15 protein-coding genes are annotated in these 17,097 nt (G+C 38.4%); 13 read left to right on the top strand and 2 right to left on the bottom strand.

Going from position 1 to position 17,097, the window contains the following annotated elements; all coding sequences use genetic code 11:
- Positions 1-68: 68 nt before the first annotated feature.
- The 8 genes from ACYQ03_RS13535 (at position 69) to ACYQ03_RS13500 (ending at position 7,837) form a co-directional block, all read left to right on the top strand.
- On the top strand, positions 69-617 hold the full coding sequence (locus tag ACYQ03_RS13535) for a SiaB family protein kinase (RefSeq protein ID WP_459910445.1): 549 nt from the start codon (positions 69-71) through the stop codon (positions 615-617).
- Between the two features lie 12 nt (positions 618-629).
- Positions 630-1,019, top strand: a complete 390-nt coding sequence (locus ACYQ03_RS13530) for a DUF1987 domain-containing protein (protein WP_459910444.1) — start codon at positions 630-632, stop codon at positions 1,017-1,019.
- Between the two features lie 42 nt (positions 1,020-1,061).
- Complete coding sequence (locus tag ACYQ03_RS13525; RefSeq protein WP_459910443.1) at positions 1,062-2,882, top strand: SpoIIE family protein phosphatase; 1,821 nt, start codon at positions 1,062-1,064, stop codon at positions 2,880-2,882.
- A gap of 26 nt (positions 2,883-2,908) precedes the next feature.
- Complete coding sequence (locus tag ACYQ03_RS13520; RefSeq protein WP_459910442.1) at positions 2,909-3,310, top strand: hypothetical protein; 402 nt, start codon at positions 2,909-2,911, stop codon at positions 3,308-3,310.
- Entirely contained in the window at positions 3,226-4,530 is a 1,305-nt protein-coding gene (locus ACYQ03_RS13515; RefSeq protein ID WP_459910818.1) for a bifunctional diguanylate cyclase/phosphohydrolase, read from the top strand. The genes ACYQ03_RS13520 and ACYQ03_RS13515 overlap by 85 nt, the downstream gene beginning before the upstream one ends.
- A 139-nt stretch (positions 4,531-4,669) precedes the next feature.
- Positions 4,670-5,557 carry a DMT family transporter gene (locus ACYQ03_RS13510; protein ID WP_459910441.1) on the top strand — a complete coding sequence of 296 codons (888 nt, stop codon included), beginning with the start codon at positions 4,670-4,672 and terminating at the stop codon, positions 5,555-5,557.
- 327 nt (positions 5,558-5,884) lie between these two features.
- Positions 5,885-7,336, top strand: a complete 1,452-nt coding sequence (gene hydG, locus ACYQ03_RS13505; RefSeq protein WP_459910440.1) for a [FeFe] hydrogenase H-cluster radical SAM maturase HydG — start codon at positions 5,885-5,887, stop codon at positions 7,334-7,336.
- A gap of 156 nt (positions 7,337-7,492) precedes the next feature.
- A complete protein-coding gene (locus ACYQ03_RS13500; RefSeq protein ID WP_459910439.1) occupies positions 7,493-7,837 on the top strand; it encodes a DUF3796 domain-containing protein in 345 nt (114 codons plus the stop codon).
- A gap of 15 nt (positions 7,838-7,852) precedes the next feature.
- Here ACYQ03_RS13500 and ACYQ03_RS13495 read toward each other — a convergent pair whose 3' ends face one another.
- Positions 7,853-8,707 carry an amidohydrolase family protein gene (locus ACYQ03_RS13495; protein WP_459910438.1) on the bottom strand — a complete coding sequence of 285 codons (855 nt, stop codon included), beginning with the start codon at positions 8,705-8,707 and terminating at the stop codon, positions 7,853-7,855.
- A 251-nt stretch (positions 8,708-8,958) separates the two neighbouring features.
- On the opposite strand from ACYQ03_RS13495, the gene ACYQ03_RS13490 reads away from it, so the two are divergent.
- The gene (locus ACYQ03_RS13490) at positions 8,959-10,428 is read left to right on the top strand and encodes a protein adenylyltransferase SelO (RefSeq protein WP_459910437.1); all 1,470 of its coding nucleotides are present in this window, start codon (positions 8,959-8,961) and stop codon (positions 10,426-10,428) included.
- Positions 10,429-10,465: 37 nt separating this feature from the next.
- On the opposite strand, the gene ACYQ03_RS13485 is transcribed toward ACYQ03_RS13490, so the two are convergent.
- Positions 10,466-10,834: a DUF2325 domain-containing protein gene (locus ACYQ03_RS13485; RefSeq protein WP_459910436.1), complete on the bottom strand. Its 369-nt coding sequence runs from the start codon at positions 10,832-10,834 to the stop codon at positions 10,466-10,468.
- 314 nt (positions 10,835-11,148) lie between these two features.
- On the opposite strand from ACYQ03_RS13485, the gene ACYQ03_RS13480 reads away from it, so the two are divergent.
- From ACYQ03_RS13480 to ACYQ03_RS13465, 4 genes are all read left to right on the top strand, one after another.
- The gene (locus ACYQ03_RS13480; protein WP_459910435.1) at positions 11,149-13,242 is read left to right on the top strand and encodes a sigma 54-interacting transcriptional regulator; all 2,094 of its coding nucleotides are present in this window, start codon (positions 11,149-11,151) and stop codon (positions 13,240-13,242) included.
- 612 nt (positions 13,243-13,854) lie between these two features.
- Positions 13,855-15,033: an acetyl-CoA C-acetyltransferase gene (locus ACYQ03_RS13475; protein WP_459910434.1), complete on the top strand. Its 1,179-nt coding sequence runs from the start codon at positions 13,855-13,857 to the stop codon at positions 15,031-15,033.
- 35 nt (positions 15,034-15,068) lie between these two features.
- Positions 15,069-15,851 carry a short-chain-enoyl-CoA hydratase gene (locus ACYQ03_RS13470; protein WP_459910433.1) on the top strand — a complete coding sequence of 261 codons (783 nt, stop codon included), beginning with the start codon at positions 15,069-15,071 and terminating at the stop codon, positions 15,849-15,851.
- 90 nt (positions 15,852-15,941) lie between these two features.
- Positions 15,942-17,084: an acyl-CoA dehydrogenase gene (locus ACYQ03_RS13465; protein ID WP_459910432.1), complete on the top strand. Its 1,143-nt coding sequence runs from the start codon at positions 15,942-15,944 to the stop codon at positions 17,082-17,084.
- Positions 17,085-17,097: the final 13 nt, after the last annotated feature.

Raw genomic sequence — 17,097 nt, 5'->3', positions numbered from 1 at the left:
GTTACAGAAATTTAACGGCTGACAGATTATCTACAATATAGTTAATAATAATCAAGGGGGAATTGCACTTGGTTACTACCGGAATATTGGACTTACAAAACTATTTAAGTCGGCATGGTATTCTTATCAGCTTTTCTGGGAGATTTTCACAAACAATTATTGAAGAATTAGGAGAAGCCGTAAAAAAATATTTAGAGACAGAGGAACACCCCAAAAATGATATTTTCAATGTATTTTCCGTTTTTGTAGAACAAACTCAAAATATTAAAAATTATTGTGAAAGCAAAAGAGCTTCGGATTCTTATGCAAGGATTGCTAATTCTTGCATTGTCACCATTGGTAAATGCGAAGATGGAAATTACATCAGCTCAGGAAACATTATAGAAAAAGTAGATGCTGAAAAGCTTGTGACACTCATTAATGAATTGATTCCCTTGGATAAAATAGCCTTAAAAAAACTCTATAAGGAGAAATTAAAGCAGGAGCTTCCCCCAGACAGCCTAGGTGCTGGGGTAGGCCTGATCGACATGGCTCGTAAGGCCAACAAACCTTTGGAATATACCATCAACGGTATTGATGAACAGTTCTCCTTTTTTACCTTAAATGTTATTGTGTAGGGGGAAAGTAGCATGAATAGATTACACATCGAAGGGACTAAAAGTACACCAACTGTTACTTTAGATAGCGAAAAAAATGTCTTGTCCTTACAGGGGCAGTCATACCCGGAAAACGCCTTTAAATTTTATGAACCTATTTTTCGCTGGGTTGATGACTATCTGGAAAAGTTAAATACAGATGCTTTGGTACAAATTGATTTTAATCTTCCTTATATTAATACAAGCAGCTCAAAATGTATTATGATGTTGCTGGAAAAGCTAGATAAGGCTTACTTGTCTGGAAATAACATAACTCTAAACTGGTATTACAATGAAGACAATGAAAGCGAATTGGAGTGTGCAGAGGAATTCAAAGAAGACTTAGGCTTACCCTTTAATATTATTGTTCGGGAAGATCAATAAATTTAAAGAAATAGATGCAAAAAATAAATTGGAGTTAAAGGTATGGAAAAAAACAAAATCATATTGCAACCCGATTCTGAAGTGAAAAAGGTAACTTTTTTCGCCAGCATCATTATTATTTTGTCTATTCTGTTGATTGGCTCAATTTCTTACATTATCACTGAGAAAGGGGTTGTCAGTAAATTAAAGGAAAAAGATCTGGCAACCATTGCTGAGGCCATCTCCTCTAAGGTGGACAGTCGTATTCTGAGAGCCCAAGAAACCTCATTAATGTTGGCCCAAGATCCTGAAATTATACAATGGGTTGCTAATGGCGAAAAAGACTTAGAGGATCAGAAGAATGTTCTGCAAAGAATTTCTCAGCTAACTAGTGGCATGGGTTATAGTAATTCCTTTGTAGTAAGTAAGCCTACTGGACACTACTGGACCGAAACAGGTCAGATGATTGATACCATGTCACCCACAGATCCAGATGATATATGGTTTTATGAGGTATTATCTTCTAAGCAAAAGGTATCAATGGTTATTGATTATAATCAAGAAAGAAAGAATACTTTTGTTTTTGTCAATGCCCTTGTTGGTGATGTCAACAATCCCCTGGCCGTAACCGGAGTGGGCTTGAGTTTACAAGATGTTTCCCGGCATTTTGAAAGCTTTAAATATGGTGAGAATAGTAACCTTTGGCTAATTGATAATAAAGGCAACATCTATCTTTCTAATGATCTTTCCCATAATGGTAGGCACATAATAGATTTTCTACCGGCTGAAGTTACCAAAGACTTTTTAGCTACCATTAATCAGGAAATGTCTTCAACCTTGGAATATAAAAATAATAATGGACAATTAGTGGATTTAATTAGTTATCCTTTAACATCAAACGATTGGACACTCTTGGTGCAAATTCCTCGGAATGAAACTGTTGCCTTTTTGAATACCATAAAATTGAATACCCTGTTGGCATCTTGTATTGTGTTGATTTCCATTACCTTTTTCTTTATCTTTGTGTCACGGAACCTGACCGATCCCTATAAGAAAACCCTGCAGTTAAACCAGCAATTAGAGGAACAGGTGGCTGCTAGAACCCAGGAACTTTCAGAAAAAAATCAGAAACTAATGGACAGTATTGATTACGCGAAACGTATTCAAGAAGCTATCTTGCCCTCTAAGGATAAACTTGATGCTTTATTTAAAGATTATTTCCTGCTATGGAAGCCTAGGGATTTGGTAGGTGGAGACTTTTATTGGAGTAAGACGTTTGATAAAGAACTACTGGTGGCAGTAGGTGATTGTACTGGACACGGTGTACCAGGTGCCCTAATGACTATGGTTACAATTTCGGTACTAAATCAAATAGTTGATGAAGAAACTAAAAACGATCCTGCCAGGATATTGCAAAAATTGAATGTCTTAATTAAGGAAACCCTCAATCAAGAAACTAAAGAGGCCCATACCGACGATGGTTTGGATATTGGCATGTGTTATTTTAATGGTGAGGATATTTTGATTTTTGCTGGAGCTAATTCTTCACTATATATCAAGTCAAATGAAAAAATCCAAATTATTAAGGGGGATAAGAAAAGTATTGGCTATGTTCGGACGGAAAAGGAATATGTCTATACCAATCATACTATGGAAATTCAAGCGGGAGACCTATTTTATCTAACCACAGATGGTTTTTTAGATCAAAATGGTGGTCCCAAGGACTACTCCTTTGGTAAAAAACGTTTTATAGAAATTATTAACGGTAATTATCAAACCGAACTCTCTGAACAGGGTAAGGTTTTTCTTGGGGAGTTATTAAATTATATGGGGGATGAATCTCAAAGGGATGATATTACGGTCATGGCCTTTAAACTAAGATAGGTCATCCTTAAAGGGGAGGAAGACTTTTGCAGGAAAACAAAGATAATCTAAGGCAAATATTTCAAAAGGAAATAGCCCTAATAGAATCGGGCAAAGAGGATATTAGTAACCCCCAATATATCAATAATGAGTTATTACCTAAATATAAAGAATTACTGAGAGAGTATGAAAAGCTACTTAAGTTGTCCAGAAAGGTTTTTGTTATCAGTGATTCCCAAGGGAGAACCCTTAAGAGAAGGGAATATGAGATAAAAAACTTGTTTGATAACATCAACCAGGGCTTTTTAACCTTTGGTCAAGATCTGTTGGTCGACAGTGAATATAGTGCCGAATGTATTAAAATATTTGGAAAAAAATTGCTAATACTTGCATTATCGATCTACTATGTGTCGATAATCCAAATCAAAAGGATCATTTTACGAAGATAGTTACTACAGTTTTTGATACTAGTGACCCAAACAACCGAATCCAATGCCTATCACAACTTCCTAAACTCTTTTCTATAAATCATAAAAGTATTGAGTTAGCATACAAATTTATTGAAGAGTCGGAGACTGGTGAAAAACAATTACTACTCATTTTAACGGATATTACTGATCAACTAAATTCCAAAGCACAAATCGATTTTCTAAGTAATTACGACAGCCTAACGGGACTTTATAACAGGGCCTACGTAGATAAAACTCTTTCCCAAATTATGTGCTCAGCCAATTTACCCCTTAGTATCATTATCGGAGATATGAATGGGCTTAAGTTAATCAATGACATGTTCGGTCACGAAAAAGGGGACCAATTGATTATTAACGCAGCTAGGGCCTTGCAAAATAGCTGTCGAAAAACAGATATTATTGCTCGCTGGGGTGGTGATGAATTCCTGATTTTACTACCCAACACAAATCAGGAACTCTGTGAAAAAGTAGTGGCTAGAATTAGTAAATCGTGTCAGGAAACACCCTGTGACCCAATTGAGACCAGTATTTCCTTAGGTACTGCTACTTTAGAGGATCCTGCTACAACCTTCTCTGAAGTATTTAACATTGCAGAAAATCAAATGTATAAAAAGAAACTGGTAGAAAGCAAAGCCATTCGCCAAAAGGTTATTTCGGATATTGAAGATCGTTTGCAAAACTGCTGTTTCACCGATGCTGGTCATATTCAACGTATTAAAAATGTGGCTGTTCACTTTGCAATGTGTCTTGGTTTTTCTGGTACTTCAACTGAAATTAAAAATTTGCAATTATTAGCTTCTTTACATGATGTGGGAAACTTGGCTCTGCCCCAAGAAATACTGTGCAAACCAGATAAACTTACTGCCGAAGAGTGGGAAATTATCAAAGGTCATAGTGAAATTGGTTATCGTATGGGGCTTTCTGTGGGAGAATCGACTGTGGCAGAAGCAATTCTAGCCATGCATGAATGGTGGGATGGGTGTGGTTATCCCAGCGGTTTAAAGGGGGAACAAATCCCCTTTATCAGTCGCCTGTTGGCAATTATTGATACCTATGATGTGATGACTCACCCCTGTGTCTTCCGAAGGGCGTTTAGCAAGGAGGAAGCTTTAGCAGAAATAAATCTCCAGAGTGGTAGGCAGTTTGACCCAGTATTGGTAAAAGCGTTTCTAGAGCAGGTGGATAATCTTACTACCTAAGGGTAAATAAAGATGCTATCATATCTTTCCTAAGGATGATAGCATTTTTTATTTAATAAAAGAGAAGGGGAGACGGAAAAATAAAAAGTAATTGGCCTAAGGAATTAGTTTGTTGAATAAAGAAGGAGTCAAAAATTATATGAATGTACTTGCTGGACCAAAAGAACAATATAGAAAATTAAATGGCATTATACTGATTGTTATTGCCACCTTAAGTCTTAGTACCGAGGCCATCGCAGCTAAATTCTCCTACCAAGCTGGGGCAACAGTGTTTACTGTATTAGCTGCCCGTAATATATTAGGGGCGCTGCTTTTTTGGGTAACCCTATTGTTTTCAAAAACTTCTGCAGTATTATCCAGCAATCAGCTATTCAAAGTGATTAGCTTGTCCATTGGTGGGCAGGCTATGATAACCTTAGCCCTGTTTAACTCTTACAAATATATACCGGCCGGCATGGCGATCTTGTTATTTTTTGTTTATCCCACCATAACTTCAATATTAGCTTACTTTCTTCTTAGGGAGCCCTTGCATCGGCGCAAGCTATTGGCTTTAGGTCTTACCTTGGTGGGTTGTATGATTATTCTGGGTAAGCCAACGGAGGACTTTAACCATTTAGGTGTGTCGCTAGCATTAACGGCTGCCTTGATTAATGCAATTTTCTTGGTTTTCTCCAGCAAGGTATTGAACGACGTGGCAGTTCCTGTATTTAATGCCTATATGACTAGTTCCTGTGCCATATTTTTTCTGGTGATCGGTATGTTTCTAGGGGAAATTAATTTTAATCTGCCCGTTAAAGCCTGGGGGTTTATGACATTTTTAGGGGTTATCTGTACCTTTGTTGCGATGTTTACCTTTCTCAAAGGAATTACTATCGTAGGTCCATCCCGTTCGGCGATTATTAGTACTTTGCAACCTGCCTTTACCGGGGGGCTAGGTTTTTTTCTTCTGGGCGAACATCTTAGTACATGGCAAATAATTGGTGGAGTGGTGATCCTCTTGGGGGTACTGGTTCAGAAGGAAGATTGAACTTTTCACATAATTTATCTTAATTTCTTAATTTATTCTTTGACAATCCTACCACAATATTCATATAATTAAGATGGTAGCTAACTAGTTGGGGTATCCTGACTAGGAGGTTATAACAACATGTTTGGTTTCCCTGAGGAGAAGGGCAGATGCCTAGGCCAAGGGGTATACCGTAGGCTGTACCTTTTACAGCTATACTTTTCGGTGTACTTTACCCGTCTATGCCTTTTCCCGGCTGGACGGGTTTTTGGTTTTGACAGAATACTGAGCATTGAGGAAGCCAGATCTAAACCTAAAATTTTATGCATCGAAAGGTAGGTTAGTATAATGGCAGAATCCTGGGTAGAATTAAGGAAACAACAAAATGAAGAGGCTACTTTTATAAACGATGAAAGGATTTTTTCTTTACTAGAGCAAGGAAAAAATTATTCTAGGGTTGAGTTAGAAGCCATTATAGGAAAAGCAAGATTGGCCAAGGGTTTGAGCCCAGAAGAAGTGGCAGCATTAATTCAGCTAGAAGATAAAGAACTGTTAGACAAGATGTTTGCAGCGGCTTTAGAGATAAAACAAAAGATTTATGGCAAGAGATTGGTGCTTTTTGCTCCCCTTTATCTAAGTGACTATTGTGTGAACAATTGTGTATACTGTGGTTATCGTTGTTCCAATAAAATTACTAGAAAAAAATTAACCATGGAAGAGATTCGTGAAGAAGTAATGGCCTTGGAGGAGCTGGGACATAAACGTTTAATGTTGGATATGGGTGAGGACCCCAAAAGGACACCCATCGAGTATGTACTAGAAGCCATGAAAACAATTTATGAAACGACAAAGGATAATGGAGCCATTCGAAGAATAAATGTCCAAATTGCAGCAACCACCATTGAAGAATATCGCCTCTTAAAAGAAGCTGGTATTGGAACTTATATTCTGTTCCAAGAAACCTTCCATCGGGAGACCTATGCTAAAATGCATCCCTCTGGTCCAAAGAGAGACTACGATTGGCATACTACAGCTATGGATCGAGCGATGAAAGGTGGCATTGATGATGTAGGTATGGGGGTGCTCTTTGGTTTATATGATTATCACTATGAAGTAGTGGCACTTATGCTAGGAATTAACCATTTGGAAGAAAGATTTGGAGTAGGTCCCCACACCCTTTCCTTCCCACGGATGAGGGAAGCTGAAGGGGTTGATTTAGAAACCTTCCCATATTTAGTAAATGATGATCAATTTAAGAAAATAGTGGCGGTTCTACGTTTAGCAGTTCCCTATACCGGACTCATTATTTCTACCCGGGAGGAACCTAACTACCGTGATGAAATAATTGACCTTGGTATCTCCCAAATGAGTGCTGGTTCTTGTGTAGGAATTGGTGGCTATAAACAACAATTGGAGGATGTTAAAAAAGGTATCAAAACCAAAGAACAAGGTGATGCCCAATTTGAAGTAGCTGACCATCGTACACCGGATCAAATAATTCGACGTATTTGCGAGTCTGGGTATATTCCAAGCTATTGCACTGCTTGTTATCGTAAGGGAAGAACTGGGGACAGGTTTATGCCCCTGGCTAAATCCGGTGAGATACAGAATGTCTGTCAACCGAATGCTATCCTAACCTTTAAGGAATATCTGATAGATTACGCTAGTCCTGAAACAAAACAAGTAGGCGAAATGACCATTAGAAATCACCTTAATGAGATTAAAAATGAACAAATTAGAAAAATAACCGAAGATCGACTGATCCAAATTGAGAAGGGCGAAAGAGATTTATATTTTTAACAAATTGGGTAAACCTTAAGGCGTTATTAAACCTCTCCATATTTATGGAGAGGTTTAATGTGCTAATAACTATCATATAAAATTTTTTAATTGACACTGCAAATACAATGTTATATTTTTATCACACAAATTATGTTATAGGGAGTGATAAAAGCTATGAAAAACAAATTTGGTTATCTAGGCTTTTTGGGGTTTTTGGGTTTTATAGGACTGCTTGGCTTTTGTGTTGATTTATATTACTTTGTTTTTTTTGGTTTTTTTGGTCTTACCATTTACTTTAGGTATTTCAGGGTAGTACCCGATGAGTTATTTCAAAAAAATGTTAGAATAGCTGCATTACCAACCCTTTTTGTCAGTATTACAGTTTGTACCTTAGTCAGTGGATATATTATTTTGGCTAAAAATCTGTCTGTTCAGGATTTGTCAATAGGCCTAGCCATAATCTTTCTATTGCCTATGTATGTTTTTACCGCAATATTTTTAAAATTGGAAAAACGTTAATAATTTATGCTAGGACTATGAACCTATTAATTTCTTCAATTTAGGATAAACAGCAAGGGCATTTTTATAAAATACAGCATCATGGTACTCCTGTGGTATTATATGCTTGATAAAATCAACATAGGGTCCGATAGGTACTAATGGCCAGTCAGATCCAAATATAACTTTATCATATCTATTAGCAAAAACTAAACCCCGTTGGATGTGTTCAACGTATAGTTTGGTATCTTTAACCTTTTCCACCTGTTCCTTATTACCTGCGATAAGTCCAGATAGATCTGCATATACGTTTGGATTCTTGGCGATTAATTCTGCGGTATCCATTGTCCAAGGAACCCCCAGGTGACAAATAATAAAGGTAACATCCTGATGCTGTACAGCTAACTCATCAATAGTAAGAGGATGTGAATATTTCAACAGACCTCGGTACGATTGTGTATCACCACAATGAATGGCAACAGGAACCTTATATTTTCTAGCAAGTTCATAAATAGGATCATAAATCGGATCATAGACATAATACGGAAAGTATCCGGCATATATCTTGATACCAGTTACCGTACTTTTATTAAGTTCTTGTTCAATATAATGTATTTCTCTTGGATCATCTTTCAATTTTTCAGGATTAACCCCAACGCAGGATAGTAAACAATCCAGCGTTCCATCTTCCAAAATAAACTCCGTAGGATAACCAACTGTCTGATAATCTTCCCGAGTTGGTGTAGACATTATGATCCCGGCAATAACGCCTGCTTGTTCAAACTCTTTCCTAAGTCCCTGTGCACTGTAAGTTACGTGGCCAATTCCCTTAGCAGTCTCCTTAAACCCTGATATATTTGAAAAATGAAAATGGGCATCAATTATCTTCAAAATGGTCCCCCTTTGTTAAATAAACTTGATACGATCAAATGTGAATAAGGTAAAGTAGCTATTAAAAGAGTATGGGTACTCATTTAAATATCGGAATATTATCCACTAGGGTTTAGCCTTTCCATATATTGCGTTAGAAAAACTATCAAAAACTTAGCAAGTATGGAAAACGGAAACCAGGATACAAAACGGCAGAAGAAGAAAAAATATCAATAGATATAAAGTAGTAGATAAGGAGCAATGGATATACTATGACAGAGGTTATAACAGAAACAGGATGGAATTTTGATAATAGCTATGCTCGTTTGCCTAATACCTTTTTTACCAATCTCAACCCAACTCCTGTTAGTTCACCGGAACTTATTATTTTAAATTATCCCCTAGCAAAATCACTGGGCTTAAACGACCAAGCATTACAAAGCAATAACGGTGTCGCGGTATTGGCTGGCAATCAGATTCCCGAAGGAGCTTGTCCCCTTGCCCAAGCTTATGCAGGGCATCAGTTTGGATATTTTACAATGCTAGGAGATGGCCGTGCCCTGCTGATTGGTGAACAGATTACACCTTCCACTGAGCGGTTTGATATTCAGCTCAAGGGTTCTGGCAAAACGCCATATTCCCGCGGGGGTGACGGCCGAGCGGCACTTGGACCGATGCTACGGGAATACATCATCAGTGAAGCAATGCATGGACTAGGTATTGCTACTACTCGCAGTCTAGCGGTGGTAACTACTGGTGAGTCAATAATCCGAAATACCGTGCAACCCGGTGCAATTCTTACCCGCGTGGCTGCCAGTCATCTGCGTGTTGGTACCTTTCAATACGTTTCGAAATGGGGTACTGTTGAGGAACTAAAAATCCTTGCTGAATATACCTTACAAAGACACTTTGCAGACGTTGATCCTGATGAGTCCCGATATCTCTCTCTACTTAAGGAAGTGATCAAACGTCAGGCAGAGCTGATTGCTAAGTGGCAACTGGTTGGTTTTATTCACGGAGTAATGAACACTGACAACATGGCTCTTAGTGGAGAAACCATTGACTATGGTCCTTGCGCCTTTATGGATACCTATGACCCGGCAACTGTATTTAGTTCCATTGATACTCAAGGCCGCTACGCCTATGGCAATCAGCCTGATATTGCCGCATGGAACCTCGCGAGATTTGCTGAAACTCTCTTACCATTACTGCATGAGGATGAAGGGCAGGCTGTTAAACTAGCTCAGGATGCAATTTCAGATTTTACCCAGTCATACAAAAATAATTGGCTTAGGGGAATGAGAGCAAAATTAGGAATATTTAATGAAGAGATACAGGATGAACAACTTATTGAAGAATTGCTTAGTATGATGCAGAAATATCATGCAGACTTTACCAATACCTTTCGTTCACTAACTTTTGATAAGCCAGAGGATACGGTCCTATTTGGCACTAGGGAATTTTCCCGCTGGCATGAGCAGTGGCAGGCGAGACTGGTTAGGCAGCAGGAATCCAAAGAATCCACGCAACGATTGATGAGAAACAGCAATCCTGCGCTAATTCCTCGCAACCATCGGGTAGAGGAAGCCCTGGAAGCTGCAGTGAAACAAGGGGATTACACTGTTCTGAAGCGGCTTCTTGATGTTCTTTCTTGCCCTTATGCGCACTCAACGGAACAGGCTAATTACACCACACTACCTGAGCTATCTGCTGCTTCTTATCGAACCTTTTGCGGTACCTAATAATGTATTAAACTGATTTGCAATTGACCACATTTAGTTATGGAGAAGCTACATTTTCTGAAACTGCTCTAAGAATACCAGTTAAGCTAGATGAGTTTAATATTTTTAATTCTTTACAGTGCTTTTTGCACAGCTTCTTTACACTAAGGCAAGCATTATGACTGTTGCAATCTACAGGGCAAAATACTATATCACAGCTCAGAAGTTTGTTTTTCAATACTTTATCTCCACCCTTCATATAGCCGTCCATATATTCAAATTGATAACCATGCTGTTCGATGACTTTTTTATACAAGGACCTAAATTTTGTAATACCACCAACCATGAGTACTTTCTTAATGCAGTTGTTATATTTACAGCAGGGGACAAGTTTACTTTTATGTATACTTTTTTTAGACTTAATCATCCTGTTCACCTCATTTTGCATAAAAGATTGGTATTTTATGATAGTTATTATTATCTACAATGCCACCAGTTACTGATAATGAAAATCATTATCAGTAACTGGTTAAATTATATGTTACACACCAGTTTCCTGTCAACGAATTATTTGGGATGATGAAGAAAAACTCTAGCTAAAATAAAGATGCTGAGGTGCTGGTTTTTATGTTTTATACTTTCTAGTTATTGTTTTATATATTTAGAAGAAAATATAGATTCTGAATAGTAACACTTTTATTTCAAGCTTTCCTATGGTAAGTTTAAGTTGAGGTGTTGCATGTGAAACTTCGAGAAATCAAGATAATAAGTTCCGTTGTCCTAAGCCCGGAGCAGACTGTTCGCGAAGTAGCGGGAATTTTTTTGAAACATCAGGTGGACGGGGCACCCGTAGTAGATAAAGGAGGGAAGATAATCGGACTTTTTACCAAAGATCAAATCTATCGACTACTACATGAGGAGTTAAATCCGCATACTTTGGTAGTTGATTTGATGATTCCGGAGTATAAGATTGGCCACCTTGATGATGAACTGGAAGATATGTTAAATGATGAATTTGAGTGGTTACCCATAGTAGATGATAATCAAGTTATTGGCATGATCACCAGAAACAATCTTTCTAAGGTATTTTTTGATTTTTATCGAGAAATTTCCTGTGAACTAGAAACTATTATTAATTCAACTTATAACTTAATTGTATCAGTTGATGAAGAAGGGAAAATTAAGGTCTTTAATAAATCAGCAGAAAAATTTCTTGGTATGGAAGCAAAAGAGATGAAAGGTAAGAATGTTGCTGAGGTCTTTCCAGACAGTGGGTTGGCTGAGGTTGTTCGTACCGGTAAGGTAGAACTTTTGCAAAAGGTTAAGTTGAATAATAATTATTATATTTCTAACCGTTCCCCAATCATAAAGGATAAAAAAGTAATTGGGGCTGTGGCAGTAATCCAATGCATTTCTGAAATGGAGAAAATATCCAGAGAATTAGAGACTGTTAAAGATCTGAATGAAGAATTACAGGCAATTATCGAATCTTCCTTTGATGGTCTTTATGTTACAGATGGGAATGGTTTAACCCTTAGATTAAATAAAGCCTATGAACGGATAACTGGCATAAAGGCTGATAAATTTCTGGGTCGATATGTTGATGATATAATAAATGATGGTATAGTGTCTCAATCAGTTACTACCCTTGCCTTGCAGCAAAAGGAAACAGTATCAATTATTCAAGAATACCAGGCAGGTAAAACAACTTTAGCAACCGGCAATCCGGTTTTTGATAAGAAGGGAAATATCTTTAGAGTTGTATGCAACGTCAGAGACATTACTGAACTTAATCAATTAAATAAGGAATTAGAAAAAGCACGAAGTTTAAGCCAACACTATCAAAATCAGTTACGGTCTATGCGCTACTCGGTTTCAGACAAACTGGTGGTAAAATCTGATAAAATGAGAGATTTTTTAGAACTCGTAATTAGATTGGCTCAGGTTGATTCTACTATTCTAATCACCGGGGAATCAGGAACTGGTAAAGAGGTAATTGCGGAAACCTTGTACAGTAATAGTAACCGTAGGGATGGTCCGTTCATTAAAATAAATTGTGGGGCAATCCCTGAAAACTTACTAGAGTCAGAGCTTTTTGGCTATGAACATGGTGCCTTTACAGGAGCAAGTAAAGAGGGAAAAGCCGGGTATTTTGAATTAGCTAATGGCGGGGTTCTTTTCCTTGATGAGATTGGGGAATTACCATTAAATCTTCAAGTTAAGCTCTTAAGGGTATTACAGAGTAAGGAATTTGTTCGGGTTGGTGGGGGAAAACCGCTAAAAATTGATATCCGCATTTTAGCTGCAACTAACCGTAATCTAAGGGAAATGGTGGCCAAAAAAGAGTTTCGCGAAGATTTATTTTATCGATTGAATGTTATACCTGTTAATGTGCCTCCTCTTAGGGAACGAAAAGAAGAAATTACAGCCTTCGTTACTCATTTTATGTTGATGTTTAATAGAAAATATAAGTTAAATAAAAGGATTACACCAGAGGTAGTTGATCTTTTCCTTAGGTATGACTGGCCAGGTAACATTAGGGAACTAGAGAACCTAGTTGAAAGATTGATAGTAATTTCTTCTGGGAAGTTTATAACCATAAATGATTTACCAGCCCATATTAGAGGAGGCAGTCAAAATAATTTAAATGGTGTACATGTTTCTGGTATTATTCCTCTAAAGGATGCGGCAGAAAGCGCCGAAAAACAGGTATTAGAACGAGCCTATGCGGAGTTTCGTACAATACGGCAGGTGGCTAAGACATTAAAAGTATCTGCTGCTACTGTTGTAAGAAAGGCAGCCAAATACGGAATTACTCAAAATTATGAAGCCTGATGCATTGGTTATTAAAAAAGGGAAATTAATCATACTATAAAATTATTTATTTTTAAAAGGGAGTGGACAATACCACTCCCTTTACTTTTTTTACCTTAATATGCATAAAGTATTAATTATGTGTTTCATAGTTGAAACTACTGTTCCTGCTGGGCAACACTCATAAAAAATTGATATTATTCTACAAAAAGAGCTAAAAAATGCCAAATAATATTAGTCATAATATTCAAAATTCATTGAAAAGTAAGCAATAGATGCATTATAGGAGATATTAACTTGTATTTATGGTGATTATAAAAATTGTCTGCTTGTATAGTAATAATGAATTGTTTCAAAAATGGAATGCTCGTTCCTAAAAGGACAAATCTCTGTTGCATACAAAGTACAGGAATCAGTGGGTTTATCCGAAATGCAACAATTGGCATCGGATTTGCAAAACATATAATCATATTTATCAATTAATTGAAAAAGAACAAATATATTAAAGATTCTAAATTTAGTGAAGCAAGGTAATTTTCTGAGAATAAAGCTTTATAACTCTGAATATTTTGATTTATCAGGCTTTTGTTAATTCTCAGATAAGTTGTAATAGTAAAAAGCGAGGTGTCGGAAATGAAAGAAACAGTAATAGTTAGTGCAGCGAGAACTCCCTTTGGCCGGTTTGGTGGCGGATTAAAGTCACTGAAGGCAGTAGATCTGGGTGGCATAGCCATCGCCGAAGCAATTAAACGTGTTGGTATTTCCCCATTAGAAATTGACTACGTCTATATGGGTCAAGTTCTTCAGGGAGGATGTGGCCAAGTTCCATCAAGACAAGCAACCCGCAGTGCAGGGTTACCTTGGGAAGTACCATCAATCACTGTAAATAAAGTCTGCTCATCAGGATTAATATCTGTGGCTTTAGCTGACAAGGCAATCCGCTTGGGCGATATTGATATCGCTGTTGCTGGTGGCATGGAGAGTATGAGCAATGCACCATACTATCTGCCAGGAATGCGTTGGGGTTCTCGTATGATGGATTCCAAAGCAAAGGATTTAATGGTAAATGATGGACTTTGGTGTTCATTCTATGATCGTCACATGGCAATTCATGGATCTGAGGTAGCTGCAGAATTCGGTCTTAGCCGTGAAGCTCAAGATGAGTGGGCATTGCGTAGCCAATTGTATGCTTCGGATGCAATAAAAGCTGGTCGTTTGAAAGAAGAAATTGTTCCTGTTGAAATAAAGGGCAAAAAAGGTTCCATAATTATTGATACAGATGAAGGGCCTCGTCCGGACACTACCATTGAAGCATTAGCCAAATTACCACCAGTCTTTTCTAAAGAGGGTACAGTGACTGCCGGTAATGCACCAGGGGTTAATGATGGCGCAGGTGCTCTAGTTGTTATGTCCCGTGACAAGGCTAATGAACTGGGAATCAAACCCTTGGCAACCATTGTTGGACACGCTGAAGTTTCTCAGGAAGCCCGTTATATTGCAACAGTTCCCGGCCTATCCACAATGAAACTATTAAAACAAAAGGGTATGTCCATAGATGATATTGCTCTGATTGAGGCTAATGAAGCCTTTGCTGCAGTGGCTCTTACCAGCGGCAAGATTGCAAATTGGGATCCCAACAGAGTCAATGTTGATGGTGGAGCAATTGCCTTTGGTCACCCAATCGGTGCCAGTGGAGCCCGGATCCTGATGCACTTAGCCTTTGCCTTGAGAGCCCGTGGTGGCGGTTATGGTATTGCCTGTATCTGCAGTGGAGCAGCTCAAGGTGATGCAATGATGATAAAAGTTGAGTAACCAAAATTCTATAAATTAATTGGGAGGCCAAGACTATGGAATTTAATACTCTTCTCCTTGAAAAAGAAGGAAATATTGCTTTGTTGACCATCAATCGTCCAAAGGCACTCAACGCTTTAAATCCAGAAGTTCTTAAGGAACTTGGTCAGGCTGTAGATGTTATTAGCGCTGACGACGAAATTTTCGTTGTCATCCTTAAAGGTGCTGGAGAAAAAGCCTTCGTGGCTGGTGCTGATATTACTGCTATGCAAAATATGAGCGCACTAGAAGCACGGGCCTTTGGTTATCTGGGACAGGAAGTATTTAAAAAGCTGGAATATATGGAGAAACCAGTTATCGCAGCTATCAATGGCTTTGCTTTGGGCGGCGGCTGTGAAATAGCTATGGCCTGTGATATTAGAGTAGCATCAGAAAAAAGTAAGTTTGGTCAACCCGAAGTGGGTCTTGGCGTAACCCCTGGTTTTGCAGGAACCCAAAGACTCCCCCGTTTAGTAGGAAAAGGTTGGGCAAAAGAACTTTTATATACTGCAGACATCATTGGTGCTGCAGATGCCCATCGGATAGGCTTAGTAAACCATGTGGTTCCAGAAGATCAACTGTTAGACTTCTGTAAAGCAATGGCCAATCGGATTGCTTCCAAGGGCCAAGTAGCTGTACGTCTTTCCAAAGCTGCCGTTAATCAAGGTCTTGAAATGGATGTTGATAAAGGCATGGCTTATGAAGCTGAAATTTTTGGTCTGTGCTTTGCCACTGCTGACCAAAAAGAAGGTATGACTGCATTCGTTGAAAAGAGAAAGCCAAGTTTTACCGGCAAGTAGCCCTTAAGGAAAAAATTGAAATTCATCGTTTAAATTAACGGTGAATTTCACCCCCACCAATATTAAATTCTTGAGAGGATGTGCTATTGTATGGATTTTAGACTTAATGAAGAACAAGAAATGTTTAGGGATACCATTCGTAAGTTTGCTCAGAAAGAAATTGCTCCCATTGCAGCCCAAACTGATCATACTCACCAATTTCCGTTGGAAACATTGAAAAAGTTATCTGATATGGGCCTTATGGGTCTTCCCATCCCTGAAGAATACGGTGGTGCAGGCTCTGATTATGTAACATTCGCCATTCTAGTAGAGGAAATTGCCAAGGTTTGTGCTTCAACTGCGGTTATTCTTTCTGTTCATACCGGGTTGGGATGTATGTCTACCTATATGTTTGGTAACGAAGCACAGAAAGAGAAATATTTGAAACCCCTATGCGAAGGTAAAATGCTGGGAGCCTTTGCCCTTACTGAACCTCAGGCTGGTTCGGATGCTGCTGCATTAAAGTGTACAGCCGTTCGTAAAGGCGACAAATATATTGTCAACGGTAGTAAGATCTTTATTACCAACGGTGGCTATGCCGATATGTATGTAACCTTTGTACGGACCGATCCAACTACTAAAAACTACAATGGAGTTACCTGCTTGATCGTTGATAAGGACACACCAGGCTTAATCATTGGCAAACCAGAAGAAAAAATGGGCTTGAACGGCTCCGCAACTGTAACCTTGACCTTCGAAGATGCCGAAGTACCGGTAGAAAACCGCCTACTGGAAGAAGGCAAAGGCTTTAACGTAGCCATGGGTCTCTTAAACGGTGGCCGGATTACCATTGGTGCACAGGGCTTAGGCATTGCTCAAGGTGCGATGGATATAACAATTCCCTACGTTAAGACCCGTGAACAGTTTGGCAAACCTCTGTCTGCTCAACAGGGTATTCAATTTATGCTGGCCGATATGCAAACAGAAATTGATGCAGCCCGTCTGCTGGTTTACCGTGCTGCCTGGTTAAAGAGCAACGGTTTAGAACACGCAATGGAAGCTTCCATGGCCAAAAAGTTTGCCACTGATACTGCAATGAGAGTTACCACAGACTGTGTACAATTATTTGGTGGTTACGGTTATTGCAAAGAGTATCAAATTGAACGGTACATGAGAGATGCCAAAATTACTCAAATTTATGAAGGTGCTAACCAAGTTCAAAGAATCGTTATTGCTAAGAACCTTCTTAAATAAGTTCTTAGTACTT

This window comes from Desulfotomaculum defluvii, from assembly GCF_054657375.1.
This window is presented reverse-complemented; position numbering and strand designations above follow the sequence as displayed.